At 60.6% G+C, this 14,935-nt stretch carries 12 protein-coding genes; 3 read left to right on the plus strand and 9 right to left on the minus strand.

What is annotated here, in order from left to right:
* Positions 1–98: 98 nt before the first annotated feature.
* From RHM69_RS13255 to rluC, 3 genes are read right to left on the minus strand one after another with little or no spacing between them, the layout of a single operon-like run.
* Positions 99–1,082, minus strand: a complete 984-nt coding sequence (locus tag RHM69_RS13255; protein WP_014719566.1) for a S49 family peptidase — start codon at positions 1,080–1,082, stop codon at positions 99–101.
* Positions 1,083–1,103: 21 nt separating this feature from the next.
* Positions 1,104–1,766 carry an HAD-IA family hydrolase gene (locus tag RHM69_RS13260; protein WP_014719567.1) on the minus strand — a complete coding sequence of 221 codons (663 nt, stop codon included), beginning with the start codon at positions 1,764–1,766 and terminating at the stop codon, positions 1,104–1,106.
* On the minus strand, positions 1,753–2,712 hold the full coding sequence (gene rluC, locus RHM69_RS13265) for a 23S rRNA pseudouridine(955/2504/2580) synthase RluC (RefSeq protein WP_014719568.1): 960 nt from the start codon (positions 2,710–2,712) through the stop codon (positions 1,753–1,755). The genes RHM69_RS13260 and rluC overlap by 14 nt, the downstream gene beginning before the upstream one ends.
* A 766-nt stretch (positions 2,713–3,478) precedes the next feature.
* On the opposite strand from rluC, the gene rne reads away from it, so the two are divergent.
* Both rne and RHM69_RS13275 read left to right on the plus strand, forming a co-directional pair.
* Positions 3,479–6,634, plus strand: coding sequence for a ribonuclease E (rne, locus tag RHM69_RS13270; protein ID WP_200601044.1), 3,156 nt, complete (start codon positions 3,479–3,481; stop codon positions 6,632–6,634).
* A 380-nt stretch (positions 6,635–7,014) separates the two neighbouring features.
* Positions 7,015–7,956, plus strand: coding sequence for an IS110 family transposase (locus RHM69_RS13275; RefSeq protein WP_397388902.1), 942 nt, complete (start codon positions 7,015–7,017; stop codon positions 7,954–7,956).
* Between the two features lie 32 nt (positions 7,957–7,988).
* Here the strand turns inward: RHM69_RS13275 and RHM69_RS13280 are convergent, their stop codons facing one another.
* From RHM69_RS13280 to RHM69_RS13290, 3 genes are all read right to left on the minus strand, one after another.
* Positions 7,989–8,579, minus strand: coding sequence for a nucleotidyltransferase family protein (locus tag RHM69_RS13280; protein WP_200601152.1), 591 nt, complete (start codon positions 8,577–8,579; stop codon positions 7,989–7,991).
* A complete protein-coding gene (locus RHM69_RS13285) occupies positions 8,576–9,562 on the minus strand; it encodes an XdhC family protein (protein ID WP_014719571.1) in 987 nt (328 codons plus the stop codon). The genes RHM69_RS13280 and RHM69_RS13285 overlap by 4 nt, the downstream gene beginning before the upstream one ends.
* Before the next feature lie 133 nt (positions 9,563–9,695).
* Complete coding sequence (locus tag RHM69_RS13290) at positions 9,696–11,027, minus strand: dicarboxylate/amino acid:cation symporter (RefSeq protein WP_003189258.1); 1,332 nt, start codon at positions 11,025–11,027, stop codon at positions 9,696–9,698.
* 338 nt (positions 11,028–11,365) lie between these two features.
* Between RHM69_RS13290 and RHM69_RS13295 the strand changes: the two genes are divergently transcribed.
* Positions 11,366–12,364, plus strand: a complete 999-nt coding sequence (locus RHM69_RS13295) for an AraC family transcriptional regulator (protein ID WP_200601153.1) — start codon at positions 11,366–11,368, stop codon at positions 12,362–12,364.
* Between the two features lie 128 nt (positions 12,365–12,492).
* Here the strand turns inward: RHM69_RS13295 and RHM69_RS13300 are convergent, their stop codons facing one another.
* The 3 genes from RHM69_RS13300 to RHM69_RS13310 are packed head-to-tail and all read right to left on the minus strand — an operon-like array spanning position 12,493 to position 14,840.
* Positions 12,493–13,839 (minus strand): ATP-binding protein, encoded by a 1,347-nt coding sequence (locus tag RHM69_RS13300; RefSeq protein WP_019817208.1) that lies wholly within the window; start codon positions 13,837–13,839, stop codon positions 12,493–12,495.
* Entirely contained in the window at positions 13,836–14,513 is a 678-nt protein-coding gene (locus RHM69_RS13305; protein WP_003193559.1) for a response regulator, read from the minus strand. Before RHM69_RS13305 ends, RHM69_RS13300 begins: the two co-directional genes overlap by 4 nt.
* An 18-nt stretch (positions 14,514–14,531) precedes the next feature.
* Positions 14,532–14,840: a hypothetical protein gene (locus tag RHM69_RS13310; protein ID WP_003193560.1), complete on the minus strand. Its 309-nt coding sequence runs from the start codon at positions 14,838–14,840 to the stop codon at positions 14,532–14,534.
* Positions 14,841–14,935 lie beyond the last annotated feature (95 nt).

The raw sequence follows: 14,935 nt of genomic DNA on the forward strand, positions 1-14,935 counted from the left end.
CTGCGATAGCGATATACCAGGCGACACTTATATCGACTGATCCATCGCTATCGCGGGCAAGCCCGCTCCCACAGTTGATCTACACCTAGCTTGGAATTTCAGCGCAGGGACGGCCCCTGGAAGCCCATGTACAGCGCCAATTTCTCCGCCACACTGGCACCGAGTTTCTTGGAGAAGCGATCAAACGGCGATTCCTCGACCGTAAAATCCACCAACTCCTTCTCGCCAATCACATCCCGTGCCACCGAGCTGGCACTGCCCAAGCCGTCAATCAGGCCCAGCGGCAATGCCTGCTCGCCCGACCAGACCAGGCCGGAGAACAGTTCCGGATGCTCTTTATCTTTCAAACGATCCCCACGCCCCTGCTTGACGCTGGCAATGAACTGACGATGGGTAGTGTCGAGCACGCCTTGCCAGAACGCGGTTTCATCCGCCTTCTGCGGCTGGAAAGGATCGAGGAACGACTTATGCTCGCCCGAGGTGTAGGTGCGACGCTCCACCCCCAGCTTCTCCATGGCACCCACAAAACCGTAACCGGCCGCTGTGACACCAATAGAGCCCACCAGGCTGGCCTTGTCGGCATAGATCTGGTCTGCGGCGCTGGCAATGTAATAGGCGCCCGAGGCACCCAGGTCGGAGATCACGGCATAGAGCTTGGTATCCGGATGCAAGGTGCGCAGACGACGAATTTCGTCATACACATAACCCGACTGCACCGGGCTACCGCCTGGGCTATTGATGCGCAGGACCACGCCTTTGACCTTGGGGTCCTCAAACGCCGCGCGCAGGCTGGTGACGATATTGTCGGCACTGGCGGGCTCCTTGTCGGCAATCACGCCGCGCACCTCGATCAAGGCAGTGTAATGACTGCCACGGGCGGCGCTCTTTTCCATGTCCATCAGCGGACTGAACAGCGCCAGCATCCCAAGCAGGTATACAAAGGTCAGCAGCTTGAAGAAAATCCCCCAGCGCCGCGAACGTCGCTGCTCCTGGACGCTGGCCAGGAGGGTCTTCTCCAAAAGCTTCCAGCTTTTATCATCACTGCTCTGTGCCTTTTCAGGCGCCTTCCACTCGTCACTCATGCCATTAACCCCAGCAAAGACTTACAGGGCCCGGCTGAGCCAGGCCTGCAGTTCAGAAAAATGATCAATCGTCAGCCTCGGCTCGTATTGCTGCAACGCCTCGGCAGACTGGGCGCCATAGCTGACAGCGACGCTGTCCATGCCCGCATTGCGTGCCATCATCAGGTCGAAAGACGCATCACCCACCATCAATGCCTCGCGTGGCGTTACGCCACAGTGCGCAAGGATCTGCTCCAGCATCAAGGGATGAGGCTTGCTGGCGGTTTCATCCGCAGCGCGGGTGATATCAAAGTAATCCTCCCAGCCATGAGCCTTGAGTACACGGTCCAGGCCGCGACGAGCCTTGCCGGTGGCGACCGCCAGGTGATAACCCTGGGCACGAAACGCTTCCAGCGATTGCACCACGCCTTCAAACAGCGGCGAAGGCGTAGCTTCCAGCGCAATATAGTGGTCGGCGTAGTGCTCGCGAAACGCTACCAACTCGGCGTCGCTGATGTCGGGGTACAGGGTGCGAATGGCTTCAGGCAAACCCAGGCCGATAATGCCCTTCACCGCCAGGTCCGTGCACAATTCAAAGCCCGAGCGGGTCGACGCCATGTGCATGGACTCGACGATGCGGCCAATGGAATTGGCCAGCGTCCCGTCCCAATCGAAGATCAGCAGCTTGTAGTCAAGGTGCGACACTCAAACGCTCCACGGTCTTGGCCCACATCTCATCGACCGGCGCCTGCAACTTCAGCTCGCCACCATCGGGCAGCGGCACGGTGAGCATGTAGGCGTGCAGGAACAGGCGCTTGCCGCCCAGATCGCGAATTTCCTTGGAGAAATCCTCGTCGCCGTACTTGGTGTCACCCGCAATGCAGTGGCCCGCATGCAGGGTGTGCACACGAATCTGGTGAGTGCGACCAGTGACCGGCTTGGCCTCGACCATGGTGGCGAAGTCACCGAAGCGACGCAGCACCTTGAACAGGGTCAGGGCCTCTTTGCCCTCCTCGTCCACTTCGACCATGCGCTCGCCGGAGCGCAGGTTGCTCTTCTGCAACGGCGCACGCACGCTTTTGATCGAGCTGGCCCAGTTGCCGCGCACCAGCGCCATGTAGCGCTTATCCACGCCATCGCCACGCAGGGCGGTGTGCAAGTGGCGCAACATGCTGCGTTTCTTGGCGATCATCAACAGGCCAGACGTGTCGCGGTCCAGGCGATGAACCAACTCCAGCTCCTTGCAATCGGGGCGCAACTGACGAAAGGCTTCGATCACGCCGAAGTTCAAGCCACTGCCGCCGTGAACCGCAATGCCACAGGGCTTGTTGATCACGATCAGCTTGTTGTCTTCGAACACGATCGACGCTTCCAGGCGCTGCAACAAGCCTTGGGCCAGCGGCACCGGCTCGTCGCGCTCAGGCACGCGCACCGGCGGCACACGGACGATATCGCCCGCCTGCAGCTTGTACTCAGGCTTGATGCGCCCCTTGTTCACGCGCACTTCGCCTTTACGCAAGATGCGGTAAATCAAGGTCTTGGGCACGCCTTTGAGCCTGGCCAGGAGAAAATTGTCGATGCGTTGGCCGGCATATTCCGGCGAGACCTCAAGCAGCTGGACGCTGGGGGTCGGGGGGGTGGTAGTCGTCATGGCGGCGATGATAACAATTTTTTATGGAATTGAAGCACTTAATCATTACTGCTATAGTCGCGAACGCCGCCAAAAGCGGCCTGGACAGAGGACATGCGGCAAACTGCCGGCCCTGACCATCGCAATTCATCAGGACGCGAGGCCGTCCTACGGGGCTTTCGCCACCCAGGAAGGCTCAAGATTGTAACAAGCGCAGGTGACATGAGGCCTGAAGCGAGTGCAGAAAGCAGAGTGAACACTCGCCTTTTGCGCCGATATTTACGGCCAGTTCACAAAGTGCAGTCAGTTTTGAGCCAGACCATGGCGAATGCTTCGGAAACAACGCCTGTTAAGAGCTGAGTGAGAGCGCAACCGCCCACACCTAGTCTTGTTTAGCCATGAGCGTGGACTCCCCATTGGAGAACACGGTAAATGCCAACCCGCTGCGGATTCTGCGCGCGGCAGCACCCGAATTATCAGGGATACGTGTAGGGTGGAGATGCACAACCGTCGGACTGTGTAGCACTAGGCTTGTTTTAGACGCTTCATCTCGTCCACAGTCGCCGGTTGATTCCTCCTCCTGACCTTAGCTTTTGTTGAAGTGGTGCCTTTGTCACCACCGCTAACGAGCAGGACGCGTCCGTCGCGATACCGGCCCAATTGGCCGATTTTGCTGGACACTGGAGTGGCCAACCACTCTTGACGCACCTGACACCGACCGTGAGAAGTCGTGTGTGCCGAACGCCGTTTCCGGCAGCCCGGAAACCGACGGTACAACATGAAAAGAATGCTGATTAACGCAACTCAACCCGAAGAGTTGCGTGTTGCACTGGTAGATGGCCAACGCCTCTACGACCTGGACATCGAATCCGGTGCACGCGAGCAGAAAAAGGCCAACATCTATAAAGGCCGTATCACTCGCATCGAACCAAGCCTTGAGGCTGCCTTTGTCGATTTCGGCTCCGAGCGCCACGGCTTCCTGCCCCTCAAAGAAATCTCCCGCGAATACTTCAAGAAAGCCCCTGAAGGCCGCGTGAACATCAAGGACGTCCTGAGCGAAGGCCAGGAAGTCATCGTCCAGGTCGAAAAAGAAGAACGTGGCAACAAGGGCGCGGCCCTGACCACCTTCATCAGCCTCGCCGGTCGTTACCTGGTGCTGATGCCGAACAACCCACGTGCCGGCGGTATTTCCCGTCGCATCGAAGGCGAAGAGCGCAACGAACTGCGTGAAGCGCTGAACGGCCTGATCGCACCGGCCGACATGGGCCTGATCGTGCGCACTGCCGGCCTTGGCCGCAGCAGCGAAGAAATGCAGTGGGACCTCGACTACCTGCTGCAACTGTGGACCGCTATCAAAGAAGCGTCCCTGGATCGTTCCGCGCCGTTCCTGATCTACCAGGAAAGCAACGTGATCATCCGCGCCATCCGCGACTACCTGCGCCAGGACATCGGCGAAGTGCTGATCGACAGCGTTGAAGCCCAGGACGAAGCCCTGACCTTCATCCGCCAGGTGATGCCGCAGTACGCCAGCAAGATCAAGCTGTACGAAGACAGCGTGCCGCTGTTCAACCGTTTCCAGATCGAAAGCCAGATCGAGACCGCCTTCCAGCGCGTGGTCGAACTGCCTTCCGGCGGCTCCATCGTGATCGACCCGACCGAAGCCCTGGTGTCCATCGACATCAACTCGGCACGTGCGACCAAAGGCAGCGACATCGAAGAAACCGCCCTGCAGACCAACCTGGAAGCGGCTGAAGAAATCGCCCGCCAGCTGCGCCTGCGTGACATCGGCGGCCTGATCGTGATCGACTTCATCGACATGACCCCTGCCAAGAACCAGCGCGCCGTGGAAGAGAAAGTCCGCGAGTGCCTGGAAGCTGACCGCGCTCGCGTGCAAGTCGGCCGCATCTCGCGCTTCGGCCTGCTGGAAATGTCCCGTCAGCGCCTGCGTCCATCCCTGGGCGAGAGCAGCGGCATCGTCTGCCCGCGTTGCAACGGCACCGGCATCATCCGTGACGTTGAATCGCTGTCCCTGGCGATCCTGCGCCTGATCGAAGAAGAAGCCCTGAAAGACCGTACCGCCGAAGTTCGCGCCCAAGTGCCGATTCCGGTTGCCGCCTTCCTGCTCAATGAAAAACGCAACTCGATCACCAAGATCGAACTGCGCACCCGTGCCCGTATCGTCATCCTGCCGAACGATCACCTCGAAACGCCGCACTTCGAAGTCCAGCGCCTGCGTGACGACAGCCCGGAAGCCCATAGCGGGCAGTCCAGCTATGAAATCGCCGCGGCTGCCGCCGAAGTCGAAGAAGTCCAGCCAGCCGCTGCGACCCGCACCCTGGTTCGCCAGGAAGCCGCGGTGAAGACTGCACCGGCCCGTGCCAACGCACCGGTACCGACCGAAGCTGCCGCCCCGGTTGCCGCGCCGGCCGCCCTGCCTGAGCCAAGCCTGTTCAAGGGCCTGGTGAAGTCGCTGGTCAGCCTGTTCGCCACCAAGGAAGAGCCTGCTGCCCCGGTTGTGGTTGAAAAACCTGCCACCGAGCGCCCGGCGCGCAACGAAGAACGTCGCAACGGTCGCCAGCAGAGCCGTAACCGCAACGGCCGCCGTGACGAAGAGCGCAAGCCTCGCGAAGAACGTGCCCCGCGTGAAGAACGCGCACCACGTGAAGAGCGTGCGCCTCGCGAAGCCCGTGAAGACACCCCGACCGTCGCCCGTGAAGAACGTGCACCGCGTGAAGAGCGCGCCCCACGTACCCCACGCGCTCCACGTGAAGACCGCAAGCCACGTGGCGAGCGTGAAGAACGCGTGCGTGAACTGCGCGAGCCTCTGGACGCGGCACCTGCCGTTGCCGCTGCCGCAGCCGTTAGCAGCGAAGAACGCCCGGCCCGCCAGCCGCGTGAAGAACGCGCACCACGCGAAGAGCGCCAACCGCGCCCGCCACGTGAAGAGCGTCAACCACGCGCCGAGCAAGCCGCTGCTGCCACCGAAGAAGAAGTACTGACCGGCGAAGAGCAGTTGCAGGAAGACGGCCAGGACAACGCCGAAGGCGATCGTCCACGCCGCCGCTCCCGCGGCCAGCGTCGTCGCAGCAACCGTCGTGAGCGTCAGCGTGATGCCAACGGCAACGTAATCGAAGGTTCGGAAGAAACCGGCGAGAACGCAGAAGCTGCCAACAACGCGCCAACAGGCGCCGAACTGGCTGCCGGCTTGGCCGTTACCGCTGCCGTTGCCAGTTCGGTCATCAGCGCCCCTGCTGAAGCCCAGGCTCACGAGCAAGCCGAACGTGCTACCGCTGCCGTCGAAGACACTGTTGCCGTAGAAGCGCCAGCCGCCGAAACCCCAGCGGTTGAAGCGCCGGTTGTTGAAGCGCCAGTCGTTGAAGCCACAACCCCTGTCGAAGCCCCAGTGGTTCCGGAAGTGGAAGTTGCCCCGGTTCGCGACGCACAGCCAGAAACTGAAGCGGTTGCCGTTGAACCGGCTCCAGTGGTTGAGCCTCAGCCAGTAGTCGAAGCGGCTGTAGAAGCTCCGGCGGTCGAAGAAGCTGCCCCGGCTGTGCGTGAAGTTCGCGAAGAACAGACCGCCTTCCAGTGGACTGCCGAACCGGCTGCACCGGTTGAAGCGCCAACACCTGCCCCAGTGGTAGAAGAAGCACCGGCACCGGTTGCTGAAGTCGTCGCCGAGCCAGCCCCAGTGGTTGAGCCGACGCCGGTTGTGGAGCCTGCGGCCGTGGTTGAAGTTGAAGCCCCGGTGGTTGCCGAAGTGGCCGCCCCTGTGGTTGAAGCTGCGCCTGCAAGCGCCCTCACCGAAAACGGCCGTGCGCCGAATGACCCACGTGAAGTGCGTCGCCGCCGCAAGGAAGCCGAAGCTGCTGCTGCCGCTGCCGCTGCCCAGGCGGTAGAGCACAAGGCCCAGGAAGCAGAGCACGAGCCTAAACCCCTCGTCTGATTCCATAAGCCACTAAAAAGCCCCGCCTGAGTGATCAGGCGGGGCTTTTTTATGACGATCAACTTGAGCCTTGTGGCGCCCCAAATGTGGGAGCGGGCTTGCTCGCGAATACGGAGTGTCAGTCAGTGAATAGGGCGACTGATGTATTGCATTCGCGAGCAAGCCCGCTTGTATGCTAGGACTTGAAGGGAGGAGAAGGGACGAAGCCCGATTCTGACTGTTGACGCAGTACAGACCGTGGGAGATTTCACCCCTCCTCCTTTCACCCAAGCGCCGATAAAGAATGCATCTGGCTATGACCGACGATAGGAACAAGCCTGCGCCTCTGGGTGAGCCCTTCAAGTGCTCAAAAACATAGCCCGGAGGAAGCCCCCATGGCAATGCCAGTTTCTGTCTCAAAGCCGATCGTAGGCGTTGATGTCGCTAAGAATGAGCTGGTGATTTATCACGCTGAAGCCGATCTACTGGAAACGATCGCAAACAACAAAGCTGCTATCAAAAAATGGCTGAAAACGCTGTCCTGCAAAGTGGCCATCGCAATTGAAGCCACCAACATCTACCACTTGGAGTTTGCCGATCTAGCCCATGAAGCTGGTTGCGTGGTTTACATGGTTGGAGGTTATGAGCTCAAGCATTACCGCGAAAGTTTGAAGATCCGGGCCAAGACCGATGCTTTGGATGCCCAGTTGCTCGCCCGCTATTTGAGAAAGGAGGCAGACGAACTGCGTCCCTGGACACCGCCATCGCCGCTGTATCGCCACCTTCTAAGCCTGTTTCGTCGGCGCGCAGCCTTGGTTCAGGCGCGCGTCAGCCTGACGCAAAGCTGGGCGAATGAACCACTGCTTAAGGCCTCGTTTGCCGAGCAGGTGAAGTCGATGCAGAGACTTGAAGGGTTAATTGAAAAGATGATCAGTGATTGCCTGAAAGAGGCAGGTTTGCTGGGGCAGTTGAAGCGTTGCTTGAAGGTCGAAGGCATCGGCTTTTTGACTGGCGCGCGCTTGATTGCCACCTTCCAACGGGGAGAATTCAGGAATTCAGACGCGTTTATCGCCTTTCTTGGTATGGATTTGCGCGTCAACAAGTCAGGACAGAAAGATGGTCGTCGTAGTTTAAGTAAGCGCGGCGACTCAGAGGCCCGGCGCCTGCTGCATAACGCCGCGATGGCGGCTAGCCGAACAGAGACATGGAAAGCGTTTTATCAAGCACAGAGGGCACGAGGCTATAGCACCACTCAAGCGTTGGTAATATTGGCTCGCAAGCTTGCTCGGGTGGTATTCGCTCTACTGAAAGGGCAAAGCGAATATCAGCCAAAGGTTGGTTGAGGGTTGCCCCTCAACCATAGAATCTCCCACATTCAGCCTGCGTTGAAACCTAATAGCCGGGGTGTATCTACATCCCACAAGACTCCAGGATCAAGTACAGGCACCTCCCTCAAGGCGGCATCCGCAAACAACGATCTGGCCCCACGGTCGCCGACCAAAGCCAGCAAACCTGGGCCAAACGCACGGTCAAACGCCACAGGATGTCCATATTCCCCCGCCTGTACGGGGACGCTGATGGCACCCTCCTCCAGCGCATCAATCACCCGTTCGATACTCGATGACTGAATAAACGGCATATCCCCCAACACCACCAGCCACCCATCCGCTGCACCGCTGGCCTTGACCGCCGCCGCAATGCTGTCGCCCATACCGCTCGAATCCAGCAGTACAACCTGACAGCCATAAGCCTCTGCCAGGCGGATAACCTCCCCGCGCTCCGGCGACGTCACTAGCCAGCGCGTTACAACACGCTCAGGCAAGTTGCGCAACACCTGCTCGATGACCGGCCGGCTAACACCATCCAGCCCCACACACGCGGCGAGCAATTTGTCTTGATCAGCTCCAGCTTCGGCACGAAAACGACTGCCCTGCCCCGCCGCCAGCACAATCGCCGTCACCGTCACTCGGCCACCACTGCCATCGGTTTTTTCTGCATCGGTGCCACCCCGTTTTTGATCGCAACAATTTCCGCCATCAGCGATAGCGCAATTTCCGCCGGCGTATGGCTGCCGATGTGCAGGCCGATCGGCCCGTGCAAGCGCGCAATGGCCTCCGCCGACAGGCCCAGCGCGGCCAGGTTCTCCCGACGCTTCTGGGTATTGACCCGCGAACCCAGGGCGCCGATATAGAACGCCGTGGAGTTCAGCGCCGTCAGTAACGCCATGTCATCCAGACGTGGATCGTGGGTCAGGCAGACAATAGCCGTGCGTTCATCGGTATGAATATTCAACACCGCCTCGTCGGGCATGCCCGGCACAAAGCGGCCATGCTGATCTTCCCAGCCGTAGACGAACTCTTCGCGGGGGTCGCAGATCAGCACTTCGAAATCCAGCAGGCGCGCCATTTCCGCTACGTAGCGCGACAGCTGCCCGGCGCCGATCAACAGCAGGCGCCAGCGCGGGCCATAGATGGCGCGCAAGCGTTCGCCGTCGAAGCTCACCACGTCGGTCTTGCTGGCGGCGCTCAAGATCACTTCGCCGGTGGCCAGGTTCAGCTCGCGAGCGACAATCTGGTGATCTTCACAACGCGCCAGCAGCGCTTGGACCCAACCCCACTCCTCCACTCGCTCCTCGGTGAGCCTCAGGGTGCCGCCGCAGGGCAGGCCAAAACGCGCCGCCTCGTCGCGAGTGACGCCGTAGGTCACCAACTGCACGGGCGGGCCGTCAGCAGGCAAGCGGCCGTCTTGCAGGCGCGCGATCAAGTCATCCTCGATGCAACCGCCCGACACCGAGCCAATCACCACACCATCACCGCGCAGGGCCAGCATTGCGCCTGGCGGGCGCGGCGCGCTGCCCCAGGTTTGCACCACGCTGTACAACATCACGCGCTGCCCGGCGCGGCGCCATTGCAGCACGCTGCGCAGGACGTTCAGATCCACACTGTCCATCAGGCCTCCGGTAAGTACTGTCGCGCTCACTGTAAACCAAAAATATCCGTTGCATCCCGCCAGAAATGCAAACGCCCCGAACCAGTCGGGGCGTTTGCGGATAGCGTTGGCGTCAGTTCACGCCAGCAGCCACTTACTTGACGACAGGCGCCGGGCCTTCTGCCACGCCCAGGTCATCGAGCTCGCGGGTTTCGGAAATACCGGTACCTCCAGACGCCAGTTCGCTTTGCAGCTTGTCGGTGTCCAGTTCCTTGACCCACTTGGCCACAACGATGGTGGCAACTGCGTTACCCACCAGGTTGGTCAGGGCACGGGCTTCGGACATGAAGCGGTCGATACCCAGGATCAGCGCCAGGCCGGCAACCGGCAAGTGGCCGACAGCCGACAGGGTGGCGGCCAGTACGATAAAGCCCGAACCGGTCACGCCAGCCGCGCCTTTGGACGACAGCAGCAACACCAGCAGCAGAGTGATCTGGTGGGTGATGTCCATGTGGGTGTCGGTCGCCTGAGCGATGAACACGGCCGCCATGGTCAGGTAGATCGAAGTACCGTCGAGGTTGAAGGAGTAACCGGTTGGAATCACCAGGCCGACCACGGACTTCTTCGCGCCCAGGCGTTCCATCTTGATCAGCATACGCGGCAGTGCGGATTCCGACGACGAGGTGCCCAGTACGATCAGCAGTTCTTCACGGATGTAGCGGATCAGCTTCAACACGCTGAAACCGTGAGCGCGGCAGATAGCGCCCAGCACCAGCACCACGAACAGGATGCAGGTGATGTAGAAGCAGATCATCAACTGGCCCAACTGCACCAGGGAACCGACACCGTAGGCGCCGATGGTGAATGCCATCGCACCCAGGGCACCGATTGGCGCGAGCTTCATGATCATGTTGATGATGTTGAACATCACATGGGCGAAGCGATCGATGAAGTCCAGCACCGGCTTGCCGTAGGCACCCAGGCGGTGCAGGGCGAAACCGAAGATCACCGAGAACATCAGCACTTGCAGGATGTCGCCGTTGGCGAAGGCGCCGACGATGGTGTTCGGGATGACGTTGAGGATAAAGCCGACGATGCTCTGGTCTTTACCGGCGGTGACGTAGGCCGCCACTTTGGAAGCATCCAGGGTCGCGACGTCGATGTGCATGCCGGCGCCCGGCTGCACCACGTTGACCACGACCAGGCCAATCAGCAGGGCGATGGTGGAAACGATTTCGAAGTACAGCAGCGCGTAGCCGCCGGTCTTGCCCACCGACTTCATGCTTTGCATGCCGGCGATGCCGCTGACCACGGTACAGAAAATGATCGGGGCGATGACCATTTTGATCAGCTTGATAAAGCCGTCACCCAGTGGCTTGAGGGCCACGCCGGTCTGTGGGTAGAAGTGGCCGAGCAAGATACCGATAACGATTGCAACGATCACCTGGAAATACAGGGATTTGTAGATTGGCTGACGAGTCGTCATTGCAAAGTTCCTCAATCGTCCCGTGTGGCAAATATCCGCCATTGCCCACGGCACTTGAATTGCGAACCCTCCTGCACTGGAGGGATTTGTTGTTTGCGAAGCCTGTAGGAGCAAGCCTGCGCTGTAATCCTTATCGCAAACAGCGTGCCACTTTGCTTAAACGCGCTGAAGGCCTTTAGACATCAGGGCTTGGGGTTCACGGGCGACTCCGGAGAATGCAACAGGGTGGCGGATTTCCGCCCACTCATCCTGTCTCGTCCTACAATTTGGCGGATATCCGCCTTGTCGCCCCGCCGGGTGATGGCTACCATCCGCCCCTCCATGGATGAGGCCCTTGCATGCGTGAACGTACCATCGCCAGCCATTACGCCCGAGCGGCTCTCGGCGGTGCGCGCCGGGCCGGTTTTGACTACTCGGGGGTGTTGCAGCAGGTGGGCATCACCCCGGAACTGCTGACCGAACCCCGCGCCCGCATCGCTCCAGAGCAATTTACGCGCTTGCTGCAAATGCTCTGGCTGGGGTTGGATGACGAATACCTGGGGTTTGCAGAAGGGCCCAGCAAACGTGGCACTTTCGCCATGATGTGCCATGCGTTGATTCATTGCCGCACGCTGGAGAAGGCGCTGGAGCGCGGCTTATTGTTTTATAGCCTGTTCCCCCAAGGCCCACGCTGGCAACTGACCAAAGAAGGCGACATGGCGCGCCTGAGCCTGGACGACTCACAGCTATGGGACCCGGACCACTTCCTCAGTGAATGCCTGCTGGTGATCTGGCATCGCCTGGGCAGTTGGTTGATCGGCCAGCGTATCCGGCTGCAGCAGGCCACCTTCAGGTACCCGATGCCGGCCCATGCCGGTGAATACGACCTGCTGTTCCCCTGCCCCCAGGTGTTCGGCGCGCCGACCAGCAGCCTGGTGTTTCCCAGCCGCTACCTGAGCCTGCCGCTGTTGCAGGACGAACGCACCCTCAAGCACTTCTTGCAGCGCTCGCCTGCCGACTTGCTGTCGCGGCCGGATGAAGGCGACAGCCTGAGCAGCCAGTTGCGTCGCTTGCTGAGCCGCGACCGCACGCCCTGGCCAGACCTGGAAGCCGTTGCCCAGCACCTGCACATCAGCCCACAGACCCTGCGCCGCCACCTGCGCGAAGAAGGCACGAGTTTTCAGGCATTGAAGGATGAGCTACGCCGGGATATCGCCATTTACCACCTGGGGCGGGCGGATTTGTCTTTGCAGGAGATCGCCGAGCAGTTGGGGTTTTCCGAACCGTCGGCGTTTCATCGGGCGTTCAAGAAGTGGACGGGGCTGACGCCGGGGGCCTACAGAGCGCAGGAGAGTTAGAGGTGTATTGGCTGGGAGGGCCTCATCGCAGGCAAGCCAGCTCCCACACTTGAATGTATTCACACATCAAAATTTGTAAACCCGATCAACTGTGGGAGCTGGCTTGCCTGCGATGAGGCCAGTGCAGATCACAAGGCAGGAAAGTGAATCCTGAACGCCGCCCCACCCAGCGCTGAATCCCCCAACGTCAACCGCGCGTGATAGCTTTCGATGATGTCTTTGACCACCGCCAGCCCGATCCCCTGCCCCGGGTGCTGACGGTCGAGCCGTTCGCCGCGCTGCAGGATCCGTGCACGCTGGTCCGGTGGTACACCGGGGCCGTCGTCTTCGATACACAGCTCAATGCCATCGAGGTTTTCCACCAGGCTGATACGCACTTGCTTGAGGCACAGGCGGTAGGCGTTTTCCAGCAGGTTGCCGAGCATTTCGAGCAACGCGCCCTTTTCGATGGGTACCTCGCAGGCCTGCGGCAAATCAAAGGTCACGGTGACCCGCTTGTCGCGATAAACCTTTTCCAATGTATCGCACAGGCTTTGCACCACCGGTTCCAGGCGGACCTGGTGGCGCACCAGGCCACTTTTACGCAGGCTGGCACGCTGCAACTGGTAACCGATCTGCTGGCTCATGCGTTCGATCTGCGATTGCAGCACCCACGCCTGGCTACGTTCTTCGGGGCGCTGGGCCATGTCTTCGCTCACGCCCTGCAACACCGCCAGTGGCGTTTTCAGGCTGTGAGCCAAGTCATCGAGGGAGTCGCGGTAGCGCGCACGCTGTTCGCGCTCGCTGTGCAGCAAGCGGTTCAGGGAGCCGGTCAGGCGCAGCAGTTCGCGGGGGTGTTCTTCGCTGAGGCTTTCGCGGGTGCCACCTTCGATCTGGTCGAGTTCATGGCTCAGGCGTCGCAGGGCTTGCAGGCCCCAGGTCAGGCCCAGCCACAACAGCGTCAACAACACCAGCAAGGCCGCGCCGAACCCGAGGTAGAGGTTCTCGCGCAGGCCTTCGAGGGTCAGTTGGTATTCGCGTACCGGCTGCAGGGCGACAATGCTGAACGCCGCGCTCTTGCCTCCCAGCAGCCGGACCTCGACGTCATACACGAAAAATTCCTGGCCATTGGCCTCGCGAATGCGCGCAAACTCGTTGCCGCGCCCGTCGTAGCGCGGTTTGTAGTTGATGTTTTCTTCCTGGGTCGCCCGCGAGCGCCATACCAGATGGCCTTCACGGTCGTAGATATAGCCCAACAGCCGACTGTCGGTGAGGTTGAAACGCTCATCGGGCAACTGCGCCGGCATCAGCAGGCGGTTATTGTCGACCCGCGCCGCGGAAATCAGGGTGGTCACATCCGACGCCAGGCGCTGTTCGATGGAATCCTGCAGCGCCAGGCTGAACGCGCCTTGCATGGCCGGCAACAAGCCGAGCATAAACAGCACGGCCAGGGTGGCGGCCGCCAGCATCAGGCGCACACGTAGCGAACGAATCAACGGCAGCGCTCATTGAACAGGTAGCCCAGGCCACGCACGGTATCGATTGGCTTGAACCCGGCCGGGCCTTCCAGCTTGCGGCGCAGGCGGCCGACCAGCACTTCGATCACGTTTGGATCGCGCTCGTCGTCATCCGGGTACAGTTGCTCCATCAAACGGTCTTTGGCGACCACTTGCTGATGATGACGCATCAAGTATTCGAGGATCCGATACTCGTAGGCGGTCAGCGCCAGGGGTTGCTCGTCCAGGGAGGCTTGCTTGCGGTTGAGGTCTAGCAGCAGCGGCCCGGCAACGATAGTCGACTGGGTAAAACCGCTGGAGCGACGCAGCAAGGCGTTCATGCGCGCCTCCAGCTCTTCGAACTGGAACGGCTTGACCACGTAGTCGTCGGCCCCGGCCGCCAAGCCTTCAACCTTGTCCTGCCAGTTGCCGCGAGCGGTGAGGATCAGGATCGGGAAGGTCTTGGTCTGGGTGCGCAACTGGCGAATCAGGTCCAGGCCGCCCATGCCGGGCAGGCCAAGGTCGATGATCGCCAGGTCATGGTTGAATTGGCCGGTCTGGTACAGGGCTTCTTCGGCATTGGCCACGGCTTCGACCACATGCCCGCTGTCGGTCAGGCGGGTAAACAGGTGATGACGCAGCAGCGCCTCATCTTCCACCACCAGCAATTTCATAAGGTTCTCCACTGCAATTCAACTAGCCGACAGGGGGATATCATAGCGGCCCTGCAGCTCTTGGGGGCGCAGTTTTATGCCATTGTAGTGGCCGGTCAGGTGCGCGTAGCCGCTGCGATAGTCGGGTTGCGCAGGGGTAGCGCCCAGGGCCTGGCCCCACGGCGCAGCCTGAGTGCCAGCGTCTTCGAAGCTGACACGATGGATCAGGTTGCTGGATTTCTTGGTTTTCTCGCTGCCAAAGGCCGCAAAGGCGCCATCGGACGCCTGCACGCCGGCAGTGGCGCCAAGCATGGTCAAGGCCAACATCAGCTTTTTGATCGCAGTCATGGTGGTTACCTCATACGCGTTTGGGCTGTGGGGTCCAGACTACGCAGGCGCCCCTGAACTCCCCCTGAACAGGCTCTGAACCGCAGCTGAACCGC

It is taken from the genome of Pseudomonas sp. CCI1.1 (assembly GCF_034348165.1).
Lineage (GTDB): Bacteria > Pseudomonadota > Gammaproteobacteria > Pseudomonadales > Pseudomonadaceae > Aquipseudomonas > Aquipseudomonas paracarnis.

Excerpts from the sequence above, each read along its gene's own strand:
- RHM69_RS13255 (WP_014719566.1), bottom strand. The coding sequence starts at position 1,082 with ATGAGTGACGAGTGGAAGGCGCCTGAAAAGGCACAGAGCAGTGATGAT.
- rluC (WP_014719568.1), bottom strand. The coding sequence starts at position 2,712 with ATGACGACTACCACCCCCCCGACCCCCAGCGTCCAGCTGCTTGAGGTC.
- rne (WP_200601044.1), top strand. The coding sequence starts at position 3,479 with ATGCTGATTAACGCAACTCAACCCGAAGAGTTGCGTGTTGCACTGGTA.
- RHM69_RS13275 (WP_397388902.1), top strand. The coding sequence starts at position 7,015 with ATGCCAGTTTCTGTCTCAAAGCCGATCGTAGGCGTTGATGTCGCTAAG.
- RHM69_RS13285 (WP_014719571.1), bottom strand. The coding sequence starts at position 9,562 with ATGGACAGTGTGGATCTGAACGTCCTGCGCAGCGTGCTGCAATGGCGC.
- RHM69_RS13290 (WP_003189258.1), bottom strand. The coding sequence starts at position 11,027 with ATGACGACTCGTCAGCCAATCTACAAATCCCTGTATTTCCAGGTGATC.
- RHM69_RS13295 (WP_200601153.1), top strand. The coding sequence starts at position 11,366 with ATGCGTGAACGTACCATCGCCAGCCATTACGCCCGAGCGGCTCTCGGC.
- RHM69_RS13305 (WP_003193559.1), bottom strand. The coding sequence starts at position 14,513 with ATGAAATTGCTGGTGGTGGAAGATGAGGCGCTGCTGCGTCATCACCTG.
- RHM69_RS13310 (WP_003193560.1), bottom strand. The coding sequence starts at position 14,840 with ATGACTGCGATCAAAAAGCTGATGTTGGCCTTGACCATGCTTGGCGCC.